Source organism: Blastococcus sp. SYSU DS0552, assembly GCF_054050815.1.
Genome location: NZ_JBJHAB010000012.1, coordinates 43019 through 61495 on the forward strand (window position 1 = coordinate 43019; position 18477 = coordinate 61495).

Genomic DNA, 18477 nt, shown 5'->3' on the forward strand with positions numbered 1-18477 from the left:
ACGCGAGCCCCGCACCGGACCGGTGCGGGGCTCGCGCTCCTCTCAGCTGCCGATGCGGCCACCGTCCGGGCGGTAGACGACGGCGACGCTCGGCCGCGGGAACGGCCGGTACGCCTGCATGTCGGGCCACCGGCTCGACGGGTTCTCCACCGTGGAGCCGGTCGTCTCACCGGGGTGCTGCACGGAGACGAACACCGACCGGCCGTCCGACGGGATCATCGGCCCGCTGCACTCGGCGCCGATGGGCACGGTGAGGAACGCCTTGAGGTGGCCGCGCTCCGGGCCCTGGGTGGGAACGGCGAAGAGCCCGTCGTTCGTGCCCCCGATGGTGCCCGCCTCCTGGTTCCGCGTGGAGAGCACGTTCCCGTCGGTGGAGATCCACAGGTTGCCGGCTGGGTCGAACTCCAGGTTGTCCGGGCACGAGATGGCGCTGACCTGCGACTTGTCGTACCCGGCGAAGTACGTGCCGGGGTACTCCGGGTCGCCGCAGAGGAGGAAGATCCGCCAGTTGAAGGTCTCCCCCGTGGCCGACCCGACCTCTTCCCACTCGATGACGTGCCCGTTGCGGTTGCCCGGCCGCTCCTCGAACCTCGCCGGCGTGCCGGCCTCGTCGTCGGCGGGCACGAACGCCCAGGAGCGGGTGAGCGGATTCGCCTCGTCCGCCCCCGGCCGGCCGTTCTGACCGGTCCGGTTCGAGTTGTTGGTCAGCGCCGCGTACACCCGGCCGTTGACCGGGTTGGTCTGGATGTCCTCGGGCCGGTCCATCTTGGTCGGCACCTTCGAGGGATCGATGACCTGGACGTTGTCCGGGTCCGGGAAGTCACCGTTCTCGTCGAGCAGCTTGCCCAGCCGGTCGGCGGCCTGGCGGGTGAAGACCAGGACCCACGCGACGTCCTTGCCCGGGATCATCGACCGGCCGTCCTTGACCAGCGGGATCCAGTGCCCGACCCCGTCGAACTCCCCGTCGGTGGGCAGCTGCCCGCTGCCGTCGATCTCGGCGGCCGGCGAGTCGCCGGTGAAGCGGGCGACGTAGAGGTCGCCCTCCTCCAGCAGGGTTATGTTGTGCTGCCGCGTCGCCCGGTCGGTGCCCTCCCGGTACTTCTTCTTCGACACGAACTTGTAGATGTAGTCGAAGCGCTCGTCGTCGCCCGAGTACGCGACCACCCGGCCGTCCTCGGCGATCCGCACGTCGGCACCCTCGTGCTTGAAGCGCCCCAGGGCGGTGTGCTTCTTGGGCGTCGAGGTGGGGTCGTACGGGTCGAGCTCGACCACCCAGCCGAAGCGGTTGACCTCGTTGGGCTCCTGGCTGAGGTCGAACCGCGGGTCGACGGTGTGCCACTTGCGGGTCGGGACGTCCTCGGCGCTGACGCCGTACCGGCGCAGCGCCGCCATCTGGGTGGCCTCGCTGATCGGCGCCGTCGTCCCGAAGTACTGGTTGAAGTTCTCCTCGCCGTGCAGCGTCGTGCCCCACGGCGTGACGCCCCCCGCGCAGTTGTTCAGGGTGCCCAGGACGGTGCGCCCCTCGGGGTCGGCGCTGGTCCGCAGGTACTCGGACCCGGCGGCCGGCCCGGTCAGCTGGAAGGGGGTGTCCGTCGTGATCCGGCGGTTGCGGTCGCGCTCCCGCGCGGCCCGCCACTGACCGGCCGGACCCTCCCGGCGGACCTTCACCACCGAGATGCCGTGCGCCATCATCGCGACGCGCTTGTACTCGTCGGGGATGTCGCCCGCGCCCTCCTCGTCGGCGACACCGGCGAACATCAGCTGCTCGTCGGTGTACTCGTGGTTCACCACCAGCAGCGCGTTGCGGTCGTCCAGGGGCAGCCACCCGATGAAGTCGCAGTTGTAGCCGAACTGCTTGGCCTGTGCCTCGGGCGTCTGCCGGTCGATGCGGAACGGCGGCGCCCCGGGCAGCACCGGGTCACCCCAGCGCATGACCACGCTGGAGGCGTACCCGGTGGGGACGACCAGCTCGTCGAGGAAGTTCTGCTGGACCGGCTGGAACGTCAGGGCCCCGTCGGCGGCACCACCGCGGCGGGACGACGAGGTCTGGGCCGCGGCCGGGAGAGCCGGTCCGGCCGCGACGACCAGGGCGCTGACGCCGGCCGCCTTCAGCAGGTTGCGCCGGCTGAACGACTGCTGGACCACAGCCGCGAAGGTCGGGTTGTCCGTCGGGTTGGGGATGGCGCTGTCGCAGGCGTTGCCGCACTTGTAGAAGCAGGTCGTGTGGCTGCGGCTGCCGTGCCGGATGCCGGAGAGCAGGGGCAGCAGCGCGCGCTTGCGCGGCTCGAGGATGTCGGTCATCAGAACCCTCTGGGTCGAGAGGAAGTCGGGCGCGCGAAGCCAAACCGGCTCCGGCCACCACGACGTGACCGAGCAGTGAACGAGCGCTGACCTCCTGGCCACCGTTTGTGCCACGCGCCGTGGGTGACGGGTGACCGCCCGCGTCCGGTGACGGGCAGCGCCGCGACGGCCGCGCCGGAGCCGCCGGCGGTTGCCCGACCGCAGCCGAGGTCGGGGTCAGCCCTCGACCGGGAGCACCAGCACGCGCAGCAGCCGGTCGGCCTCGGCGTCGGGGTCGGCCGTCAGGCCGGTGTGCACCGGGCCCGGCTGGACGACGGTGCTGCGGGGCGCGGTGAGCCAGCGGAACCGGGCCCCGAGCGCCTCCCGACCGGCCGCACCGACGCCCGGATCGGCCGAGCAGACGTCCGCGGCCGCCTGGAGCGCCCGGCCGATGGCCACCGGGTCGGCGGTGGGGTCCAGCGCGCGCAACCGGTCGACGTCGAGGTGCAGCCGCGAGCCCAGGTAGTCGCGCTGCCGGCAGTAGACGAGGACGCCGGCGTTGAGGAACTCCCCCCGCTCGACGCGCGGGACCACCCGCAGCACCGCGTACTCGAAGGTGTCCTTCATCGCTGGCTGATCCCCTCCGGCGGCGGCGGCCCCAGCCACGCGGGCCGGTTCTCCCCGCGCGGCGCCCGCCGTCGGCCCGCTCCCCCGGCGGCGGCCGCGGCGACCACCCCGGGCAGCCAGGCCGCGCGGGCGTCCAGCCGGGCGAGCAGCTGCTCGACGTACCGGGACCGTACGGCGTCGGGCGCGGCACCGGCCTGCGGGTCGTCGAGCCACTCGTCGGGCACCTGCGCCAGCACGCGGTCCAGCAGCTCCCGGGTGACCCGGCGGGCCAGCGCCGTGTCGGCCGCGGGCACGTCGGGAGCGCACTCGACCAGGGCGTGCGCGGATGCGTCGTAGGGCCGGGCCACGGCCGCCGCCGCCCCCGGCCAGTGGTGGTGGAAGGTGAGCGCGGCGCCGTGGTCGATCAGCTGCAGCCGGCCGTGCCAGAACAGCATGTTCGGGTTGCGCCAGGAGCGGTCGACGTTGCCGATCAGCGCGTCGAACCACAGCACCCGGCCGGCCAGCTCCGGGTCGACCCCGTCGGCGCCGGCCTCGAAGTCCAGCGCGCCGGGGAGGTAGTCCAGCCCGAGGTTGCGCCCGGCCGACCGCTGCAGCAGCTCCTGCACCTCGTGGTCGGGCTCGCCCACGGCCAGCTCGCGGACGACGTCGACGGTGACCAGCGCCGGCACCGGCAGCCCCAGCGCCCGGGCGAGCTCGGCGCAGACGACCTCGGCGACCAGCACCTTCACGCCCTGCCCCGCCGCGCGCCACTTCACCACGTAGGTGCCCAGGTCGTCGGCCTCCATGAGCCCGGGCAGCGACCCACCCTCGCGCAGCGGGGTGACGTAGCGGGTGGCGGTGACAGCGGGCAGCACAGTGGGGTCAACCTACGCCCGGTGCGGCTGCCCGCGTCGGGCCCGACGCGGAGGTACCCGTCCGCGTCGCCGAGCCGCAGCGGCGCTCGCGGCACCGCGGGCCCCTTGACCGCACCCGGCAGCGGGAGCGGGTGGACGGGACACTGGGTTCGTGGGCCTCCTGCGCGCGACCGATCCGGCACTGCTCGCCGAGGCGCCGTTCACCTACGCCGAGGTGGGCGCCACGGGGGGCGAGGCGCTGCCGGCCGGCTACCACCACGCGGAGCACTCCGCGGTCGTGGGCACCGGGCCGGCGGCCTTCGAGCGGGCGGCCGCCGCGGTGCTCGGCTGGCGGGCGCAGCGCGGTGCCGGCCTGCGGATCCGCGCCTCGGGGCCGGCCGGCGTACCGGGCACCGTCGTGGTCCTGACCGCGGGGCTGCCGCGGCTGGGGTACGACATCCCCTGCCGCGTCGTCTGGGCCGCCACCGAGGGGAACGAGCGGGGCTTCGCCTACGGCACGCTGCCCGGCCACCCGGAGAGCGGCGAGGAGCGGTTCACCGTCCGGCTCACCGACGACGGGGACGTCGTCTACACGATCCGGGTCTTCTTCCGCCTGGCCTCGCCCGCCGCCCGGCTGGCGGGTCCGCTGAGCCTGGCGCTCCAGCGGGTGGCCACCGCCCGGTACGTGTCGGCGATCCGCCGGGCCGTGCGGAGCTAGACGTCGCGGCGCACCAGCAGCGCCGCACCCAGCAGCCAGGCCGCCGCCGCCCAGGCGCCGGCCACGAGCAGGCCGGTCTGCCACGAGGTCGCCGCCGCGAGGAAGGCGTCCTCCCCCACCCGGAACGCCGGCAGCCAGCGCGAGACCCGCACGCTGAGCTCCGTGCCGGCGATCGCGAGCACCGGCGGGAGCACCAGCACCAGGGCGAGCGCGGCGCCGAGGGCGCCGGCGCTCGAGCGCAGGACCGCCCCCAGGCCGACGGCGAGCACCCCGGTGAGCGCCGCCCCGGCGACCTGCAGCCACAGCTGGCGCAGCACATCGGCATCGGTGGGCGGGATGCCGCCGGGGACGGCGGTGAGCCGGGTGGCGGCCAGCAGGCAGAAGGCGGCCACGACCGCGGTGAGGAGCACGCTCCAGGCGACGACGACGACGGTCTTGGCGAGCAGCAGCCGACCTCGGCGCGGCACCGCGGTGAAGGTGGCCAGCGCCAGCCCGGTGCGGAACTCGCTGCTGACCACCAGCACGCCGAGGACCACCAGCGGCACGGGGCCGAAGCCGAACCCGGTGAGCGCCGAGCTCACCGCGAGGTCCGCGCGCGGAGCCGCCTGCGTGGTGGCCGCGGCGAGCCAGCCCGCGCCGCCGGCCAGCAGCACGAACAGCGCCGAGCACCACCAGGTGGAGCGCGTCGACCGCAGCTTGGTCCACTCGCTGCCCACGACCGCGGAGAACGGCACGCCGCGGCTCACGGGGTGACCGCCCGGTACTCGACGTCATCGCCGGTCAGCTCCAGGTACGCCTCCTCGAGGGAGGTGGCGACCGGGCTGAGCTCGTGCAGCCGCACGCCGAGGTCGTGCGCGAGGTCCCCGACCTCGGCGGCCGCCAGCCCGTCGACCCGCAGGGACCCGTCGATCTCCAGCTCGACCGAGCCGCCGGCGCGCTGCACCGCCGACGCCAGGAGCGGGGCCTGCGGGCTGCGCACCCGGACGGCGACGTGCGCGCCGAGCAGCTCGCCCATCGGGACGTCGGCGAGCAGCCGGCCACGGCCGAGGACGACGAGGTGGTCGGCGGTGTCCTGCATCTCGCTCATCAGGTGGCTCGAGACCAGCACGGTCCGCCCCTCGTGGGCGAGATCGCGCAGCAGCTCGCGCACCCACCGGATCCCCTCCGGATCGAGCCCGTTGACCGGCTCGTCGAGCAGCAGGACCTGCGGGTCACCGAGCAGGGCGGCGGCGATGCCGAGTCGTTGCGCCATGCCGAGGGAGAAGCCCCGCACCCGCTCGTGGGCGACCGGCTCCAGCCCGACCAGCCCGATCACGTCGTCCACCCGGCGCCGCGGCAGCGCGTTGCTCCGCGCCAGCGCGAGCAGGTGGGCGTGGGCGGTGCGCCCCGGGTGGCGGGCGCGCGGGTCGATCAGCGCACCGACCTCCCGCACCGGGTGGGCCAGCTCCCGGTACGGCCGGCCCAGCACCGTCGCCGTCCCTGCCGTGGGCCGGCCAGGTCCAGCACGCAGCGCATCGTCGTCGTCTTGCCCGAGCCGTTGGGCCCGAGGAAGCCGGTGACCCGGCCGGGCTCCACCGTGACCGTCAGCCGGTCGACGGCGACCCGGGCGCGGTAGCGCTTGGTCAGACCGTCGAGCTCGATCACGCCGCCAGGATGGCGGGAGCCCGCCGCGACCGGCCGGAGGCGCGCTGCTCAGTGGCCGGAGGCGACGGCCGCGCGCTCCCGCTCGATCAGCTCCTTGCTCCGCACCAGGCGAATCAGGGTGACCACGAACAGCCCCCCCGCCATGTTGAGCAGCACGGTGTACCAGAACCAGCCCAGCCAGTCGATGTAGCCGAACGGGGCGCCGGCGTGCAGCGCGCCGAAGATCAGCAGCGAGTCCAGGATCGAGTGGAACAGCACCAGCCCGGCGAGCAGGAAGCCGCCGATCACCGAGGCGACGATCTTCCCCGTCTCGGAGTGCGCGCCGTGCTGCATGCGCGTCATCAGCGTGATCACGCTGCCGGCCAGGAAGGCCAGGGAGACCGCCTGGGCGTCCAGCGGCGCCTCGACGAAGTGCGTCGCCGACTCGACGGCGGTGTCCGCCAGCTGGGGGAACGCCAGGACGACGACCCACATGACCAGCCAGCCGCCGACGAGGTTGGCGACCAGCGTCCCGGCCCACAGCTTCGCCAGCTGGGCGGTGCTCGCCCGCCCGGCGAACACCGCGGTGACCGGGACCAGGAAGCCCTCGGTGAACAGCTCACTGCGCCCGAGCATCAGCGCGATCAGGCCGACGCTGAACGCCAGGCCGGCGAGCAGCTCGCTGCCCGTGGCCTCCAGGACCGCCAGCAGGGCGAGCACGCCGACGGCGATCTCCAGCCCGCCGGCCAGCCCCGTGGCCAGCACCTCCCGCCACCGGCGGTGCAGGCGTTGCGCACCCTCGCTGACGATCTTCTCGAACGCCTCGGCGACCTCGTCCTCGGCGGGGACGTCGGTCTCGCCCAGCTCCGCGCGCTTCTGGTCCTGCTCCTGGTCCTCCACGGTGCTCCTCCGATCGTCGACACCGGGACCGGGGACCGGGCGGCGCGTTGGCGCGGCCCTACCCGGAGCGGTCCCGCCCCCACACGTGATCGTGCTCATCGCCGGTCATCGGCGGCGTGGCTACGGTCGGGTGATGACCACTCCCGACGAGCGCCTGGCTGCGCTGCTCCGCGCACGCGGCGCCGAGGAGATCGGCCATCCCGGCGGCACGCTGGCCGCGCACCTGGAGCGGGTGCAGCGCACGCTCGCCCGGCTGGGCGCCACCCCCGACGTGCAGCTCGCCGGCCGGGCGCACGCGGTGTACGGCACCGACGGGTTCGACATCCGGCTGCTCGCCGACGACGAGCGGCCGCTGCTGGCCGGGGTCATCGGTGCGCCGGCCGAGACGCTGGTGCACCGGTACGGCCGCTGCGACCGCGCCCGCACCTGGGACGACCTCGCCGCGACCGGGCTGGTGCACGACCGCGTCACCGGCTCCGCCGAGCGGCTGGCGGGCGTGGACCTGCGCGATTTCGCTCATCTGAGCCTGGTCAACGAGCTCGACGTCGCCGAGCACGCCCCGGGCTTCCTCGAGCGGCACGGGACGTACTTCCGGCAGCTCACGGAGCAGTGGTCACCCGTGCTCAGCGCCGCGGTGCTCGCCGAGGCGCACCGGGTCCTCGGCTGAGCGGTCCCCCCCCCATGACAGGCGTCACGGGTCGGGCGTGCGGACGGCGGCGCAGGTCGTGAACGACGGCACCTGTGCAGCGCCCGACCGGGCGGCAACGTGGGGGGTACGACCCGGAGAACCGGCCCGACGGCGGCCGGCGGGGCGCGCCGAGGAGGTTCTGCATGACCACCGTCGACCACTCCCCCCGCGCCCGGCCAGGACCGCGGCCGGACGCGCCACCGGCGGTCGAGGTCGTGGACCTGTGCCGGCGCTACGGCGACTTCGAAGCCGTCCGGGGCATCTCCTTCGAGGTGCACCCCGGCGAGGTGTTCGCGCTGCTCGGCGTCAACGGCGCCGGCAAGACGTCCGCGCTGGAGGTGCTGGAGGGGCTGGCCAGGCCCGACGGGGGCACCGTGCGGATCCTGGGCGCCGATCCCCACCGCGAGCCCGCCGCCGTCCGCCCGCACCTGGGGGTGCTGCTGCAGAGCAGCGGCCTGCCCGGCGATCTCACCGTCGGCGAGACGGTGTCCACCTGGGCGCGGACCCTGACGTCCCCGCGCCCGGTGGACGAGGCGCTCGCGCAGGTCGGCATGACCGGCCGGACGGACGTCCGCGTGCGCAGCCTCTCCGGCGGCGAGCGCCGCCGCCTGGACCTCGCCCTCGCCCTCCTGGGTCGGCCGCGCGTCCTGGTGCTCGACGAGCCCACCACCGGCCTGGACCCGGAGAGCCGGCGGACGGTGTGGTCGCTGGTGCAGGAGATGGTGCGGGGCGGGACGGCGGTCGTGCTCACCACCCACCACCTCGAGGAGGCCGAGGAGCTGGCCGACCGGATCGCCATCCTGCGCGCCGGCCGGATCGAGCTGGACGGCACCCCGGTCGAGATCACCGCGGCCCAGCCGGCCACCGTCCGCTTCACCCTCGACCGGGACGTTCCCTCGCTGCCGCCGCTGCCCGGTACCCGGCTCGTCGCCCCCGCTCCCCGGGTCGAGCTGCACACCCGCGACCTCCAGGCGGCGCTGACCACGCTGCTGGCCTGGGCCGCCGACCACGACGTCCAGCTGGCGGGCCTGCAGGCGCGGTCGGCCTCCCTGGAGCAGGCCTTCCTGGCCGTCGCCGACGGCGCCTCGCCGACCACCGACCGATCCGCCCCCGAGAGCAGGAGCGCCTGATGTCCGTCCCCACGACCGCCGTCCCGACGACGACGTCGCCCGCCGGGCCGAGCCGGCTCCGGCGCACCCTCGCCCTCGCCGGCGCCGAGACCCGGCTCTACCTGCGCAACCGCACCGCCGTGGTGAACTCGGCGGTGCTGCCGCTGCTGCTGGTCGCCGCCGTCCCGCTGCTCGGCTTCGGTGACGGCGCGGTCCCGGCCGGCCCCCGGCTGCTGGTCAGCGCGATCGGCGTGATGCTGGTCTTCCTGACCTACACCAACCTGCTCACCACGTTCGTCGCCCGCCGGGAGGACCTGGTCCTGCAGCGGATGCGCACCGGCGAGCTCACCGGCGCGGAGGTGATCCTCGGGACCGCCACCCCGACCCTGCTGATCACGGTGGGCCAGGTGGTCCTCGTCGGCGCCGGGATCGCCGTCCTCGGCGAGTGGGCGATGCCGGTGGACGTCGTCCTGCCGCTGGTGGCACTGATCGGCGGCGGCGCGCTGATGCTGCTGCTGGCGGCCGCGAGCACCGCGTTCACCCGCACGCCCGAGAGCGCGCAGATCACCGCGCTCCCGCTGCTGCTGGTCTCCACCACCCTGTCCGGGCTGTTCTTCCCGCTGTCCGTGCTGCCCGACCCGCTCGCCACCGCGGCCCGGTTCCTGCCGCTCACCCCGACCGTCGAGCTGAGCCAGCTCGGTCTGGCGGGGCAGACCTGGAGCGGCGAGGCGGTGGACTGGGCCGGCGCGTGGAGCGCGGCGACGCTGCCGCTGGCGGTGCTCGCGGGCTGGCTCGTCGTCGCCGGCGTGCTCGCCCGACGGGGGTTCCGCTGGGCGCCACGGCGGTGAGCCCGGCGGCGGCGCGCCGGTCGGGCAGCATGGGCGCCGTGCCGACAGTGACCCGCTGGTGGGGCAGCCGCTCCGACCCCGAGCGCATCGAGCTCTACACGCGGTGGTCGTTCTACACGTTCCTCGGCGCGATCCCGCTCTTCGCCGTCGCGGTGCTCGGCGCGGCCGCCGAGCCGGTCCCGGATCTCGCCGTCGGCCTGTTCTTCGCCGGGTCCGTCGGCACCGCGGTCGGCGGGGTGGTGGTGACCCGCCGCGGTCTGGCCGCGCACGGCCGCGGCGAGCCGCTGCCCCGGCGCACGGTCCTCGGCGCCTTCGCCGCCGCGGGGCTGATGGCGGCGGCGGGAGCCTGGGCGTTCGGCACCGGGGAGCCGTCGCCCGCCGTGCCGTGGTCAGTGGCGCTGCCCCTGGGCACGGTGCTGACCGCGTGCGCGACGGTCTGGGCCACCCGGCAGCTGCTGCCGCACACGCTCACCATCGGGGTGCTCAGCGGCTTCGCCGCCTACCTCGACGGGACGCCGGCCCCCGCGGCGGTGGCGCAGGGGACCGCGCTCACCCTGGCGGTCATCGGGGTCGTGCTCGCCTTCCGGTTCTCCGTCTGGGTGCTCGACGTCGTGCAGGAGATGGCCCGCAGCCGGGAGGTCCAGCTGCAGCTGGCGGTGGCCGAGGAGCGGCTGCGGTTCGCCCGCGACCTGCACGACGTCATGGGCCGGGACCTCTCGACCATCGCGGTGAAGAGCCAGCTGGCCGGCGCGCTCATCCGGCGCGGTCAGCCCGGGGCCGCCGAGGAGCTCGACGACATCAGCCGCATCGCCGAAGGGTCGCTGCGGGAGGTGCGGGAGGTCGTCCGGGGCTACCGCTCGGCGGACCTCGGCGGCGAGCTGGCGGGCGCCCGCTCGGTGCTCCGCGCGGCCGGCGTCGCCTGCAGCGTCTCGGGCGAGGACGCGGGGACGGCGCTGCCCGAGCACCTGCAGAGCGCGCTCGCCTGGGTGGTGCGCGAGGCGGTGACCAACGTGCTGCGGCACAGCCGTGCGTCGCGGTGCACGATCACCGTGACCGTCGCCGAGCAGGAAGCAGGACTGACCGTGGTCAACGACGGTGCGGACGCGCCCGGGACGGAGTGGGGCAACGGCCTCACCGGGCTCGCCGAACGGCTGACCGCCCTCGGCGGCCGACTCCGGGCGCGGCCGGCGGACGGCGGCTTCGCGCTGGAAGCCACGGTGCCGGTGGCGGTGCGCCGGTGATCCGCGTGCTGCTCGCCGACGACGAGAACCTGATCCGCTCGGCGCTGGCCGCGTTACTGGCCCTGGAGGACGACCTCGACGTCGTCGCGGAGGCGGCCTCCGCGGCCGAGGCGCTGGCCATGGCGCGGGCGCACTCCCCCGACGTCGCCGTCCTCGACCTGCAGCTCCCCGACCGCGACGGCATCTCGCTCGCCGCCGACCTGGCCGCGTTCCTGCCCGGCTGCGGCCTGGTGATCGTCACCGGGCACGGCCGACCGGGCCACCTCAAGCGCGCGCTCGAGGCGGGGGTGCGCGGGTTCCTCCCGAAGACGGTGAACGCCGGGGTGCTGACCACCGTCGTCCGCACGGTGCACTCCGGCGGCCGGTACGTCGACCCCGAGCTCGCCGCCGAGGCGATCAGCGCCGGGGACAGCCCGCTGACCCCGCGCGAGGCCGACATCCTGGAGCTCGCCGCCGGCGGCGCGCCGGTGGAGGAGATCGCCGCGCGCGCCCACCTCTCCCCCGGCACGGTCCGCAACCACCTCTCCGCCGCCGCTGCGAAGCTGCGGGCGCCGAACCGGCACGCCGCCGTCGCCGAGGCCCGCCGGCACGGCTGGATCTGACACCGGGCGGCGAGGGGCTCACCTGCGGAACGGCATCCGCTTGAGCGCCCGGGGCCCGGCGGTCATCACCGTCGCGTAGCGCTCCACCGGCAGCCCCGGCACCGGCCCCACCGGCAGCCCGCGCTGGACGGCGACGGTCTGGCTCTCGGTGCACTTGAGGATGCCCTCCCGGCCGTGCCGCCGTCCGACGCCCGAGTCCGGGTCCGGGTCCGGGTCCGGGTCGCGTGCGGGGCGGTCGTCGTCATCCCCCACTTCTACCCGGCCGGCCGCGCACCGACGACCGCTGAGCCGGGCCGCCGGTAGCAGCGAGCGACCGCGTGTGACCGCCCGGTGGTCCCACGCGGCGGGGGTGCCACGGCGGGTCGGCGCGGAGAATCGCGCCCGCACCGAGCCGTTACCGTCGCCGTCTCCGCGCACAGGAGACCCGCGACGGCTCGGAGGAGCAGCCATGTCCCGGAAACTCTCGATCCTGACCATGACGACGGTGGTGGCGCTCGGCCTCGGTGCCGGGACCGCGTCCGCCGGCGACGACCCGCCCCGCACGGGGTCCCCCGGCGCCCCCGGCCTCGGGGATCCCTACTTCCCGCTCGACGGGAACGGCGGGTACGACGTCGCGCACTACGACCTGGACGTCCGGTACGACCCGGCGACCGACGTGCTCCACGGGGTCGCGACGATCACCGCCCGGGCGCTGCAGGACCTCTCCAGCTTCAACCTCGACCTCGAGGGCATGGAGGTCCGGTCCGTGCGGGTGGGCTCCAGCGACGCGGCCTGGGCGCGCGAGGGCGGCGAGCTCACCGTCACCCCCGCCAAGGCGCCCCGCGCGGGGCAGAGGTTCGCCACCACGGTGACCTACGACGGCGTTCCGCAGACCATCACCGACGCGTTCGGCACCTCCGGCTTCATGCACACCGACGACGGCGCGATCGTGGCCGGCCAGCCCGACGTCGCGGCCACCTGGTTCCCGGCGAACGACCACCCCCGGGACGCCGCCTCGGTCACCGTCCGCGCCACGGTCCCGGAGGGCCTGGAGGCCGTCTCCAACGGCGTCCTCCGCGGCACCCGCACCGCGCACGGGTGGACCACCTGGGACTGGCGCGCGCAGGAGCCGATGGCCACCTACCTGGTCACGCTGGCGATCGGCGAGTTCGACCTGCGCGAGTACCGGGCCGACGGCATCCGGTACTGGGACGCGCTGGACCCCGACCTGTTCACCATGGAGCTCGACCCGGGGTCCGGGGGCGCCTCCGTCGGTGAGGTGGCCGAGGGGTCGCTGGCCCGGCAGCCGGAGATCACCGACTTCCTCTCCGGCGTCTTCGGGCCGTACCCGTTCCGTGCTTCCGGCGGCATCGTCGACGACCTGCCGGAGTTCGGGTTCGCGCTGGAGACGCAGACCCGGCCGATCTACTCCTCGGCGTTCTTCTCCGACTCCGTGAGCGGCGACCTCGTGGTGGTCCACGAACTGGCGCACCAGTGGACCGGCGACCTGCTGCGCATCGACGAGTGGCGGCACATCTGGCTCAACGAGGGGTTCGCCACGTACGCCGAGTGGCTCTGGCTCGAGCGCGAAGGGCTGTCCAGCCCGCAGCAGGAGTTCGACGCCATCGCCGCGGGCGCCCCGCCGGAGTTCTGGGAGCTCACCATCGGCGACCCGGGGCCGGCCACGGAGAACCTCTTCGACATCGCCGTCTACTACCGCGGCGCGATGACCCTCCAGGCGCTGCGCACCGAGGTGGGCGACGAGGCGTTCTTCGCGATCGTCCGGGAGTGGGTGGCGTCCCAGGCCGGCGGCACGGTCACCACCGAGGAGTTCGTCGCGCTCGCGGAGAAGGTGTCCGGGCAGCAGCTGGACGAGCTGTTCCACCAGTGGCTGTTCACCCCCGGGAACCCGACCGCGGCCGGCTGACGACCCGAGCGGCTGAGGGGCCCGGCCGGGCCTCTCAGCCGCTCGGCCCGAACTGCTCCACCCGGATGTCCGCCGCCGGGATACCCAGGGTCTCCAGCAGCCGGGTGGCCGCGCCGGCGAACGCGGCCGAGCCGCAGACGAAGGCCGTCTGACCCGGCTCCCACAGCGGCACCAGGTCCGCGGCGGTGAGCCGGCCGGCGGGCCGGATGCCGTGCGGCTCCCGCGTGGTGACGACCAGCGCGCCGGCGGCGAGCAGCTCGACGGCGTAGGGCAGCAGCTCCAGCGTCCGGACCGAGACGGCGATCCGGAGCCGGTCGGCGCGTCCCAGCGCCCGGGCGGTGCGCAGCATCGACACGAACGGGACGACGCCGGTGCCGCCGGCGACCAGCAGCGCCGGGCTCTCGGTGTCCCACACGAACCAGCCACCGATGGGGCCGCGCACCTCCAGCACGTCGCCCGGCTCCACGACGTCGGCCAGGTGGGTGGAGACCTCGCCGTCGTCCAGCCGTTCCACGAACAGCTCCACCAGCGGATCGCCGGGCGCGGAGGCGACCGAGTAGGAGCGCTGCGCGGTGTACCCGTCGGGGGCGGTGAGCCGGACCACGTAGTGCTGCCCGGGCAGGTGGTCGACCCGGTCGGCGACGTCCAGCCGCAGCTGCACCGACCGCGGCACCGGGCGGCGGACGCCGGCGACGGTGGCCGTCCGCCAGCCCCCGCTGGGTGCACCGGCGACCCCGGCGCCCAGCACGACCGGGTCCGGGGCCTCAGTCACCCTGGTACCGCTGCTGCCGCCACGGGTCCCCGCGGTCGTGGTAGCCGTTCTGCTCCCAGAAGCCCGGCTGGTCACGGGCCAGCAGGGTCAGCTTGCTGATCCACTTGGCGCTCTTCCAGAAGTACAGGTGCGGCACCAGCAGCCGGACGGGACCACCGTGCTCCGGGGTCAGCGGGCGACCGTCGAAGTCCCAGACCAACCATGCCTTGCCGCCGGTGACGTCGGCCAGCGGCAGGTTGGTCGTGTAGCCGGTCTTCGACGTCGCCATGACGAAGTGCGCCTCGGCGGTCGGCCGGGCGGCATCGAGCAGCGTGTCGACGCTGACGCCGGAGAACCGGGTGTCGAACTTCGACCAGGTCGTGACGCAGTGGATGTCGCCGCGGTACTCCGACGGCGGCAGCCGGTGCGCCTCCTCCCACGACCACGTCGTCGGCGACTCCACCTTCCCGTCGACGGTGATGCTCCAGGTCTCGGGTGAGATGCGCGGGGTCGGCTCGGCGGTCAGCACCGGCCAGTCGGCGCCGACGTCGTACTGGCCGGGCGGCAGCCGCGGGTCGCGCTCGCGACGGCGGCCGAGGAATCCACGGGTGGGGGTGGGCACGAGGACACGATCCCCCACCGGAGGCGCCTGGACCACCACCGCGCGCCCCCGACGTGCACGGATGCCGGGAGCCTCCCCTCCGACCTGCGGTGAGGGTCGCCTTACATGAGCCGTGTCACCTCGTGTTGGCTTGGTGGCAAGCACGGTGTAGTCCTAGCGTGGGGACTTGTGGTGACGGTGGAGCACGCTCAGCGCAGGACCCCGAAGGTGGCGAAGACCAACTCGGTCTTCAAGAAGGCCGTGATGGCCGTCAGCGGCATCATCATGGTGCTGTACCTGATCGCGCACGTGATCGGGAACCTGAAGGCCTTCTCCGGCGCCGAGGCGTTCAACTCGTACTCGGGCTGGATCCGGACGGTCGGCAACCCGGCGCTGCCCGGGCAGACCACGCTCTGGGTCATCCGGATCGTGCTGCTGGTCGCCGTCGTGGCGCACTTCTGGGCCGCCGTCTCGCTGTGGCGCCAGGCCAAGCGTGCGCGCCCGTCGGGCTACGTGACCAAGAAGGCCACCGCCCAGAGCTACGCCTCGCGGACGATGCGCTGGGGCGGCGTGATCGTCGGCGCCTTCATCATCTACCACGTCCTCGACCTCACCCTGGGTGCGGTGAACGCCGAGGGCTTCGACAGCACGCCGTACGACCGGCTCGTCGCCAGCTTCCAGAACCCGTTCGTCACGATCTTCTACGCCATCTCGGTGATCCTGCTGGGCATGCACCTGCGGCACGGCATCTGGAGCGCCACGCAGACCTTGGGCCAGAGCAACCGGCGCCGCGAGAAGACGGTCAGCCTGTTCGCCCTCGGGTTCTCGACCGTCCTGACCCTCGGCTTCCTGCTGGTGCCGTTCTCCGTCCTCTTCGGGCTCATCGACTAAGGAGCTCCCCCAGATGCCTCTCGAGCTGTTCACCGTCGGCGAGCCCATCGCCGACACCAAGGCCCCCACCGACGTCCCGATCGGCGAGCGCTGGAGCGAGCGCAAGTTCCGCGGCCGCCTGGTCAACCCCGCCAACCGCCGCAAGATGACGATCATCGTCGTCGGCACGGGCCTGGCCGGTGGCTCCGCCGCCGCCACGCTGGGCGAGGCCGGCTACAACGTGAAGTCGTTCTGGTACCAGGACAGCCCGCGCCGCGCGCACAGCGTCGCCGCGCAGGGCGGGATCAACGCCGCCAAGAACTACCGCAACGACGGCGACAGCGTGCACCGGCTGTTCTACGACACGGTCAAGGGCGGCGACTTCCGCTCGCGCGAGAACAACGTGCACCGCCTCGCCGAGGTCAGCGTCAACATCATCGACCAGTGCGTCGCCCAGGGCGTCCCCTTCGCCCGCGAGTACGGCGGCCTGCTCGACAACCGCTCCTTCGGTGGCACCCAGGTCTCGCGCACCTTCTACGCCCGCGGCCAGACGGGCCAGCAGCTGCTCTACGGCGCCTACCAGGCGCTGGAGCGGCAGATCGCGGCCGGGACCGTCGAGGAGCACTCGCGCACCGAGATGCTCGACCTGATCGTCGTCGACGGCCGCGCCCGCGGCATCGTCGCCCGCGACCTCGTCAGCGGCGAGATCAGCACGCACTTCGCCGACGCGGTGGTCATCGCCAGCGGTGGCTACGGCAACGTCTTCTACCTCTCCACCAACGCCAAGGGCTCCAACACCACGGCGATCTGGCGGGCGCACAAGCGGGGCGCGTACTTCGCCAACCCCTGCTACACGCAGATCCACCCCACCTGCATCCCGGTCAAGGGCGACTACCAGTCGAAGCTGACCCTGATGTCGGAGTCGCTGCGCAACGACGGCCGCGTGTGGGTGCCCAAGGAGCGCGGCGACGACCGCGACCCGCGGGACATCCCCGAGTCCGACCGCGACTACTACCTCGAGCGCCTCTACCCCTCGTTCGGCAACCTGGTGCCCCGCGACATCGCCTCGCGCCAGGCCAAGAACGTCTGCGACGAGGGCCGCGGCGTGGGCCCGGGTGGGCTCGGCGTCTACCTGGACTTCGCCGAGGCGATCGAGCGCCTCGGGCGTCCGGCCGTCGAGGCCAAGTACGGGAACCTCTTCGACATGTACGCCCAGATCACGGGCGAGGACCCCTACGAGGTCCCGATGCGGATCTACCCCGCCGTGCACTACACGATGGGCGGGCTGTGGGTCGACTACGACCTGCAGTCGACGATCCCGGGCATGTTCGTGATCGGGGAGGCCAACTTCTCCGACCACGGCGCGAACCGGCTCGGCGCCTCCGCGCTGATGCAGGGGTTGGCCGACGGCTACTTCGTGCTCCCGTCGACGATCAGCAGCTACCTCGCCGACGGGCCGTTCGAGAAGGTCGACGAGAGCCACCCCGCCGCCGTCGAGGCGCTCACCGGTGTGCAGGAGCAGGTGCAGAAGCTGCTGAGCATCAACGGCAACCGCACCCCGGCGTCCTTCCACCGCGAGGTCGGCCAGCTGATGTGGGACCTCTGCGGCATGGAGCGCACGGACGAGGGCCTGCGCAAGGCCATCGACCGCATCCAGGAGATCCGCAAGGAGTTCTGGACCAACCTGAAGGTGACCGGCGACTGGCACTCGTTCAACCAGACGCTGGAGCACGCCGGCCGGGTCGCCGACTTCATCGAGCTCGCCGAGCTGATGTGCATCGACGCCCTGCACCGCCGCGAGAGCTGCGGTGGCCACTTCCGCGCGGAGAGCCAGACGCCCGACGGGGAGGCGCTGCGCGACGACGAGAACTTCGCCTACGTCGCCGCCTGGGAGTGGACGCCGGAGGGCCAGCCCCCGGTCCTGCACCGGGAAGACCTCGAGTACGAGTACGTCCACCTCGCCCAGCGGAGCTACAAGTGACAGCCACACACGAAGGCCCGATGCGCTCCAGCGTCGGCAACCCCGCGGCCGAGAAGCGCGGGATGAACCTGACGCTGCGCATCTGGCGCCAGCAGGGGCCGACGGCCAAGGGCAAGATGGTGACCTACAAGATCACCGACATCTCCCCCGACATGTCGTTCCTCGAGATGCTCGACGTGCTCAACGAGCAGCTGATCATGCAGGGCGACGACCCGGTCGCCTTCGACCACGACTGCCGCGAGGGCATCTGCGGCATGTGCGGCGTCATGATCAACGGTCAGGCGCACGGCCCGCAGCAGACGACCACGTGCCAGCTGCACATGCGTTCCTTCAAGGACGGCGACTCGATCGACATCGAGCCGTGGCGCGCCACCGCGTTCCCGGTGATCAAGGACCTCGCCGTCGACCGGCGGGCGTTCGACCGGATCATCCAGGCCGGCGGCTACATCAGCGTGCCCACCGGCACCGCGCCCGAGGCGCACGCGACCCCGGTGCCGAAGGCCGACTCGGACGCCGCGTTCGACGCCGCCACCTGCATCGGCTGCGGTGCCTGCGTGGCGGCCTGCCCGAACGCCTCCTCGATGCTGTTCACCGCCGCCAAGGTGACGCACCTGGGGCTGCTGCCCCAGGGCCAGCCCGAGCGCAACGACCGCGTGGTCAACATGGTGGCGCAGCAGGACCGCGAGGGCTTCGGCGGCTGCACGAACATCGGCGAGTGCTCCGCCTCCTGCCCGAAGGGCATCTCGATGGAGACGATCTCCCGGCTGAACCACGACCTGCTCGGCGCCCTGCGCGCCGGGGCGCGGCCGAAGAGCTGACTTCACCGCGCCCCCCTGGCGCGGAACTGCACGAGAGCCCCCCTCCGGACACCGGAGGGGGGCTTTCGTGCACTCCGAGGC

19 protein-coding genes and 1 pseudogene are annotated in these 18477 nt (G+C 73.8%); 10 read left to right on the top strand and 10 right to left on the bottom strand.

Going from position 1 to position 18477, the window contains the following annotated elements; all coding sequences use genetic code 11:
• Window positions 1–42 precede the first annotated feature (42 nt).
• From ACI8AG_RS13480 to ACI8AG_RS13490, 3 genes are all read right to left on the bottom strand, one after another.
• Window positions 43–2301 carry a PhoX family protein gene (locus ACI8AG_RS13480; protein WP_456597445.1) on the bottom strand — a complete coding sequence of 753 codons (2259 nt, stop codon included), beginning with the start codon at window positions 2299–2301 and terminating at the stop codon, window positions 43–45.
• 216 nt (window positions 2302–2517) lie between these two features.
• Window positions 2518–2907: a DUF3037 domain-containing protein gene (locus ACI8AG_RS13485; RefSeq protein ID WP_456597446.1), complete on the bottom strand. Its 390-nt coding sequence runs from the start codon at window positions 2905–2907 to the stop codon at window positions 2518–2520.
• Window positions 2904–3761, bottom strand: coding sequence for a HipA family kinase (locus tag ACI8AG_RS13490; protein WP_456597447.1), 858 nt, complete (start codon window positions 3759–3761; stop codon window positions 2904–2906). The genes ACI8AG_RS13485 and ACI8AG_RS13490 overlap by 4 nt, the downstream gene beginning before the upstream one ends.
• Before the next feature lie 151 nt (window positions 3762–3912).
• Here ACI8AG_RS13490 and ACI8AG_RS13495 point away from each other — a divergent pair, with 151 nt between their 5' ends.
• Window positions 3913–4458, top strand: a complete 546-nt coding sequence (locus ACI8AG_RS13495) for a DUF1990 family protein (protein WP_456587279.1) — start codon at window positions 3913–3915, stop codon at window positions 4456–4458.
• On the opposite strand, the gene ACI8AG_RS13500 is transcribed toward ACI8AG_RS13495, so the two are convergent.
• The 4 genes and pseudogenes from ACI8AG_RS13500 to ACI8AG_RS13515 all read right to left on the bottom strand — a co-directional run bounded on the left by ACI8AG_RS13500 (window position 4455) and on the right by ACI8AG_RS13515 (window position 6981).
• Window positions 4455–5204 carry an ABC transporter permease gene (locus tag ACI8AG_RS13500; RefSeq protein ID WP_456587278.1) on the bottom strand — a complete coding sequence of 250 codons (750 nt, stop codon included), beginning with the start codon at window positions 5202–5204 and terminating at the stop codon, window positions 4455–4457. The genes ACI8AG_RS13495 and ACI8AG_RS13500 overlap by 4 nt on opposite strands.
• The gene (locus ACI8AG_RS13505; RefSeq protein WP_456597523.1) at window positions 5201–5710 is read right to left on the bottom strand and encodes an AAA family ATPase; all 510 of its coding nucleotides are present in this window, start codon (window positions 5708–5710) and stop codon (window positions 5201–5203) included. The genes ACI8AG_RS13500 and ACI8AG_RS13505 overlap by 4 nt, the downstream gene beginning before the upstream one ends.
• Window positions 5696–6102: pseudogene (locus tag ACI8AG_RS13510) on the bottom strand (ATP-binding cassette domain-containing protein); the annotation flags it as partial. The gene ACI8AG_RS13505 and the pseudogene ACI8AG_RS13510, both read right to left, overlap by 15 nt.
• A 48-nt stretch (window positions 6103–6150) precedes the next feature.
• A complete protein-coding gene (locus tag ACI8AG_RS13515; protein WP_456597448.1) occupies window positions 6151–6981 on the bottom strand; it encodes a formate/nitrite transporter family protein in 831 nt (276 codons plus the stop codon).
• 133 nt (window positions 6982–7114) lie between these two features.
• Between ACI8AG_RS13515 and ACI8AG_RS13520 the strand changes: the two genes are divergently transcribed.
• From ACI8AG_RS13520 to ACI8AG_RS13540, 5 genes are all read left to right on the top strand, one after another.
• Window positions 7115–7648, top strand: coding sequence for a DUF6817 domain-containing protein (locus ACI8AG_RS13520; RefSeq protein WP_456597449.1), 534 nt, complete (start codon window positions 7115–7117; stop codon window positions 7646–7648).
• A gap of 164 nt (window positions 7649–7812) precedes the next feature.
• A complete protein-coding gene (locus ACI8AG_RS13525; RefSeq protein WP_456597450.1) occupies window positions 7813–8799 on the top strand; it encodes an ABC transporter ATP-binding protein in 987 nt (328 codons plus the stop codon).
• Entirely contained in the window at window positions 8799–9626 is an 828-nt protein-coding gene (locus ACI8AG_RS13530) for an ABC transporter permease (RefSeq protein WP_456597451.1), read from the top strand. Before ACI8AG_RS13525 ends, ACI8AG_RS13530 begins: the two co-directional genes overlap by 1 nt.
• A 38-nt stretch (window positions 9627–9664) precedes the next feature.
• Window positions 9665–10867 carry a sensor histidine kinase gene (locus ACI8AG_RS13535; protein WP_456597452.1) on the top strand — a complete coding sequence of 401 codons (1203 nt, stop codon included), beginning with the start codon at window positions 9665–9667 and terminating at the stop codon, window positions 10865–10867.
• On the top strand, window positions 10864–11469 hold the full coding sequence (locus ACI8AG_RS13540; protein ID WP_456587270.1) for a response regulator: 606 nt from the start codon (window positions 10864–10866) through the stop codon (window positions 11467–11469). The genes ACI8AG_RS13535 and ACI8AG_RS13540 overlap by 4 nt, the downstream gene beginning before the upstream one ends.
• A gap of 18 nt (window positions 11470–11487) precedes the next feature.
• On the opposite strand, the gene ACI8AG_RS13545 is transcribed toward ACI8AG_RS13540, so the two are convergent.
• Window positions 11488–11721 carry a hypothetical protein gene (locus tag ACI8AG_RS13545; RefSeq protein ID WP_456597453.1) on the bottom strand — a complete coding sequence of 78 codons (234 nt, stop codon included), beginning with the start codon at window positions 11719–11721 and terminating at the stop codon, window positions 11488–11490.
• Window positions 11722–11917: 196 nt separating this feature from the next.
• On the opposite strand from ACI8AG_RS13545, the gene ACI8AG_RS13550 reads away from it, so the two are divergent.
• On the top strand, window positions 11918–13375 hold the full coding sequence (locus ACI8AG_RS13550) for a M1 family metallopeptidase (RefSeq protein ID WP_456597454.1): 1458 nt from the start codon (window positions 11918–11920) through the stop codon (window positions 13373–13375).
• A gap of 34 nt (window positions 13376–13409) precedes the next feature.
• Here ACI8AG_RS13550 and ACI8AG_RS13555 read toward each other — a convergent pair whose 3' ends face one another.
• Complete coding sequence (locus ACI8AG_RS13555; RefSeq protein ID WP_456597455.1) at window positions 13410–14147, bottom strand: FAD-binding oxidoreductase; 738 nt, start codon at window positions 14145–14147, stop codon at window positions 13410–13412.
• On the bottom strand, window positions 14140–14748 hold the full coding sequence (locus ACI8AG_RS13560; protein WP_456590904.1) for a sulfite oxidase-like oxidoreductase: 609 nt from the start codon (window positions 14746–14748) through the stop codon (window positions 14140–14142). Before ACI8AG_RS13560 ends, ACI8AG_RS13555 begins: the two co-directional genes overlap by 8 nt.
• A gap of 207 nt (window positions 14749–14955) precedes the next feature.
• Between ACI8AG_RS13560 and ACI8AG_RS13565 the strand changes: the two genes are divergently transcribed.
• From ACI8AG_RS13565 to ACI8AG_RS13575, 3 genes are read left to right on the top strand one after another with little or no spacing between them, the layout of a single operon-like run.
• Window positions 14956–15618: a succinate dehydrogenase cytochrome b subunit gene (locus tag ACI8AG_RS13565; protein WP_456590905.1), complete on the top strand. Its 663-nt coding sequence runs from the start codon at window positions 14956–14958 to the stop codon at window positions 15616–15618.
• Between the two features lie 13 nt (window positions 15619–15631).
• On the top strand, window positions 15632–17578 hold the full coding sequence (locus ACI8AG_RS13570) for a fumarate reductase/succinate dehydrogenase flavoprotein subunit (protein WP_456590906.1): 1947 nt from the start codon (window positions 15632–15634) through the stop codon (window positions 17576–17578).
• 20 nt (window positions 17579–17598) lie between these two features.
• The gene (locus tag ACI8AG_RS13575) at window positions 17599–18396 is read left to right on the top strand and encodes a succinate dehydrogenase/fumarate reductase iron-sulfur subunit (protein WP_456590907.1); all 798 of its coding nucleotides are present in this window, start codon (window positions 17599–17601) and stop codon (window positions 18394–18396) included.
• Window positions 18397–18477: the final 81 nt, after the last annotated feature.

Coding starts and splice junctions, on each gene's coding strand:
- ACI8AG_RS13480 (WP_456597445.1), bottom strand. CDS start 2,301: ATGACCGACATCCTCGAGCCGCGCAAGCGCGCGCTGCTGCCCCTGCTC.
- ACI8AG_RS13485 (WP_456597446.1), bottom strand. CDS start 2,907: ATGAAGGACACCTTCGAGTACGCGGTGCTGCGGGTGGTCCCGCGCGTC.
- ACI8AG_RS13505 (WP_456597523.1), bottom strand. CDS start 5,710: ATGGCGCAACGACTCGGCATCGCCGCCGCCCTGCTCGGTGACCCGCAG.
- ACI8AG_RS13520 (WP_456597449.1), top strand. CDS start 7,115: ATGACCACTCCCGACGAGCGCCTGGCTGCGCTGCTCCGCGCACGCGGC.
- ACI8AG_RS13525 (WP_456597450.1), top strand. CDS start 7,813: ATGACCACCGTCGACCACTCCCCCCGCGCCCGGCCAGGACCGCGGCCG.
- ACI8AG_RS13530 (WP_456597451.1), top strand. CDS start 8,799: ATGTCCGTCCCCACGACCGCCGTCCCGACGACGACGTCGCCCGCCGGG.
- ACI8AG_RS13550 (WP_456597454.1), top strand. CDS start 11,918: ATGTCCCGGAAACTCTCGATCCTGACCATGACGACGGTGGTGGCGCTC.
- ACI8AG_RS13570 (WP_456590906.1), top strand. CDS start 15,632: ATGCCTCTCGAGCTGTTCACCGTCGGCGAGCCCATCGCCGACACCAAG.
- ACI8AG_RS13575 (WP_456590907.1), top strand. CDS start 17,599: ATGCGCTCCAGCGTCGGCAACCCCGCGGCCGAGAAGCGCGGGATGAAC.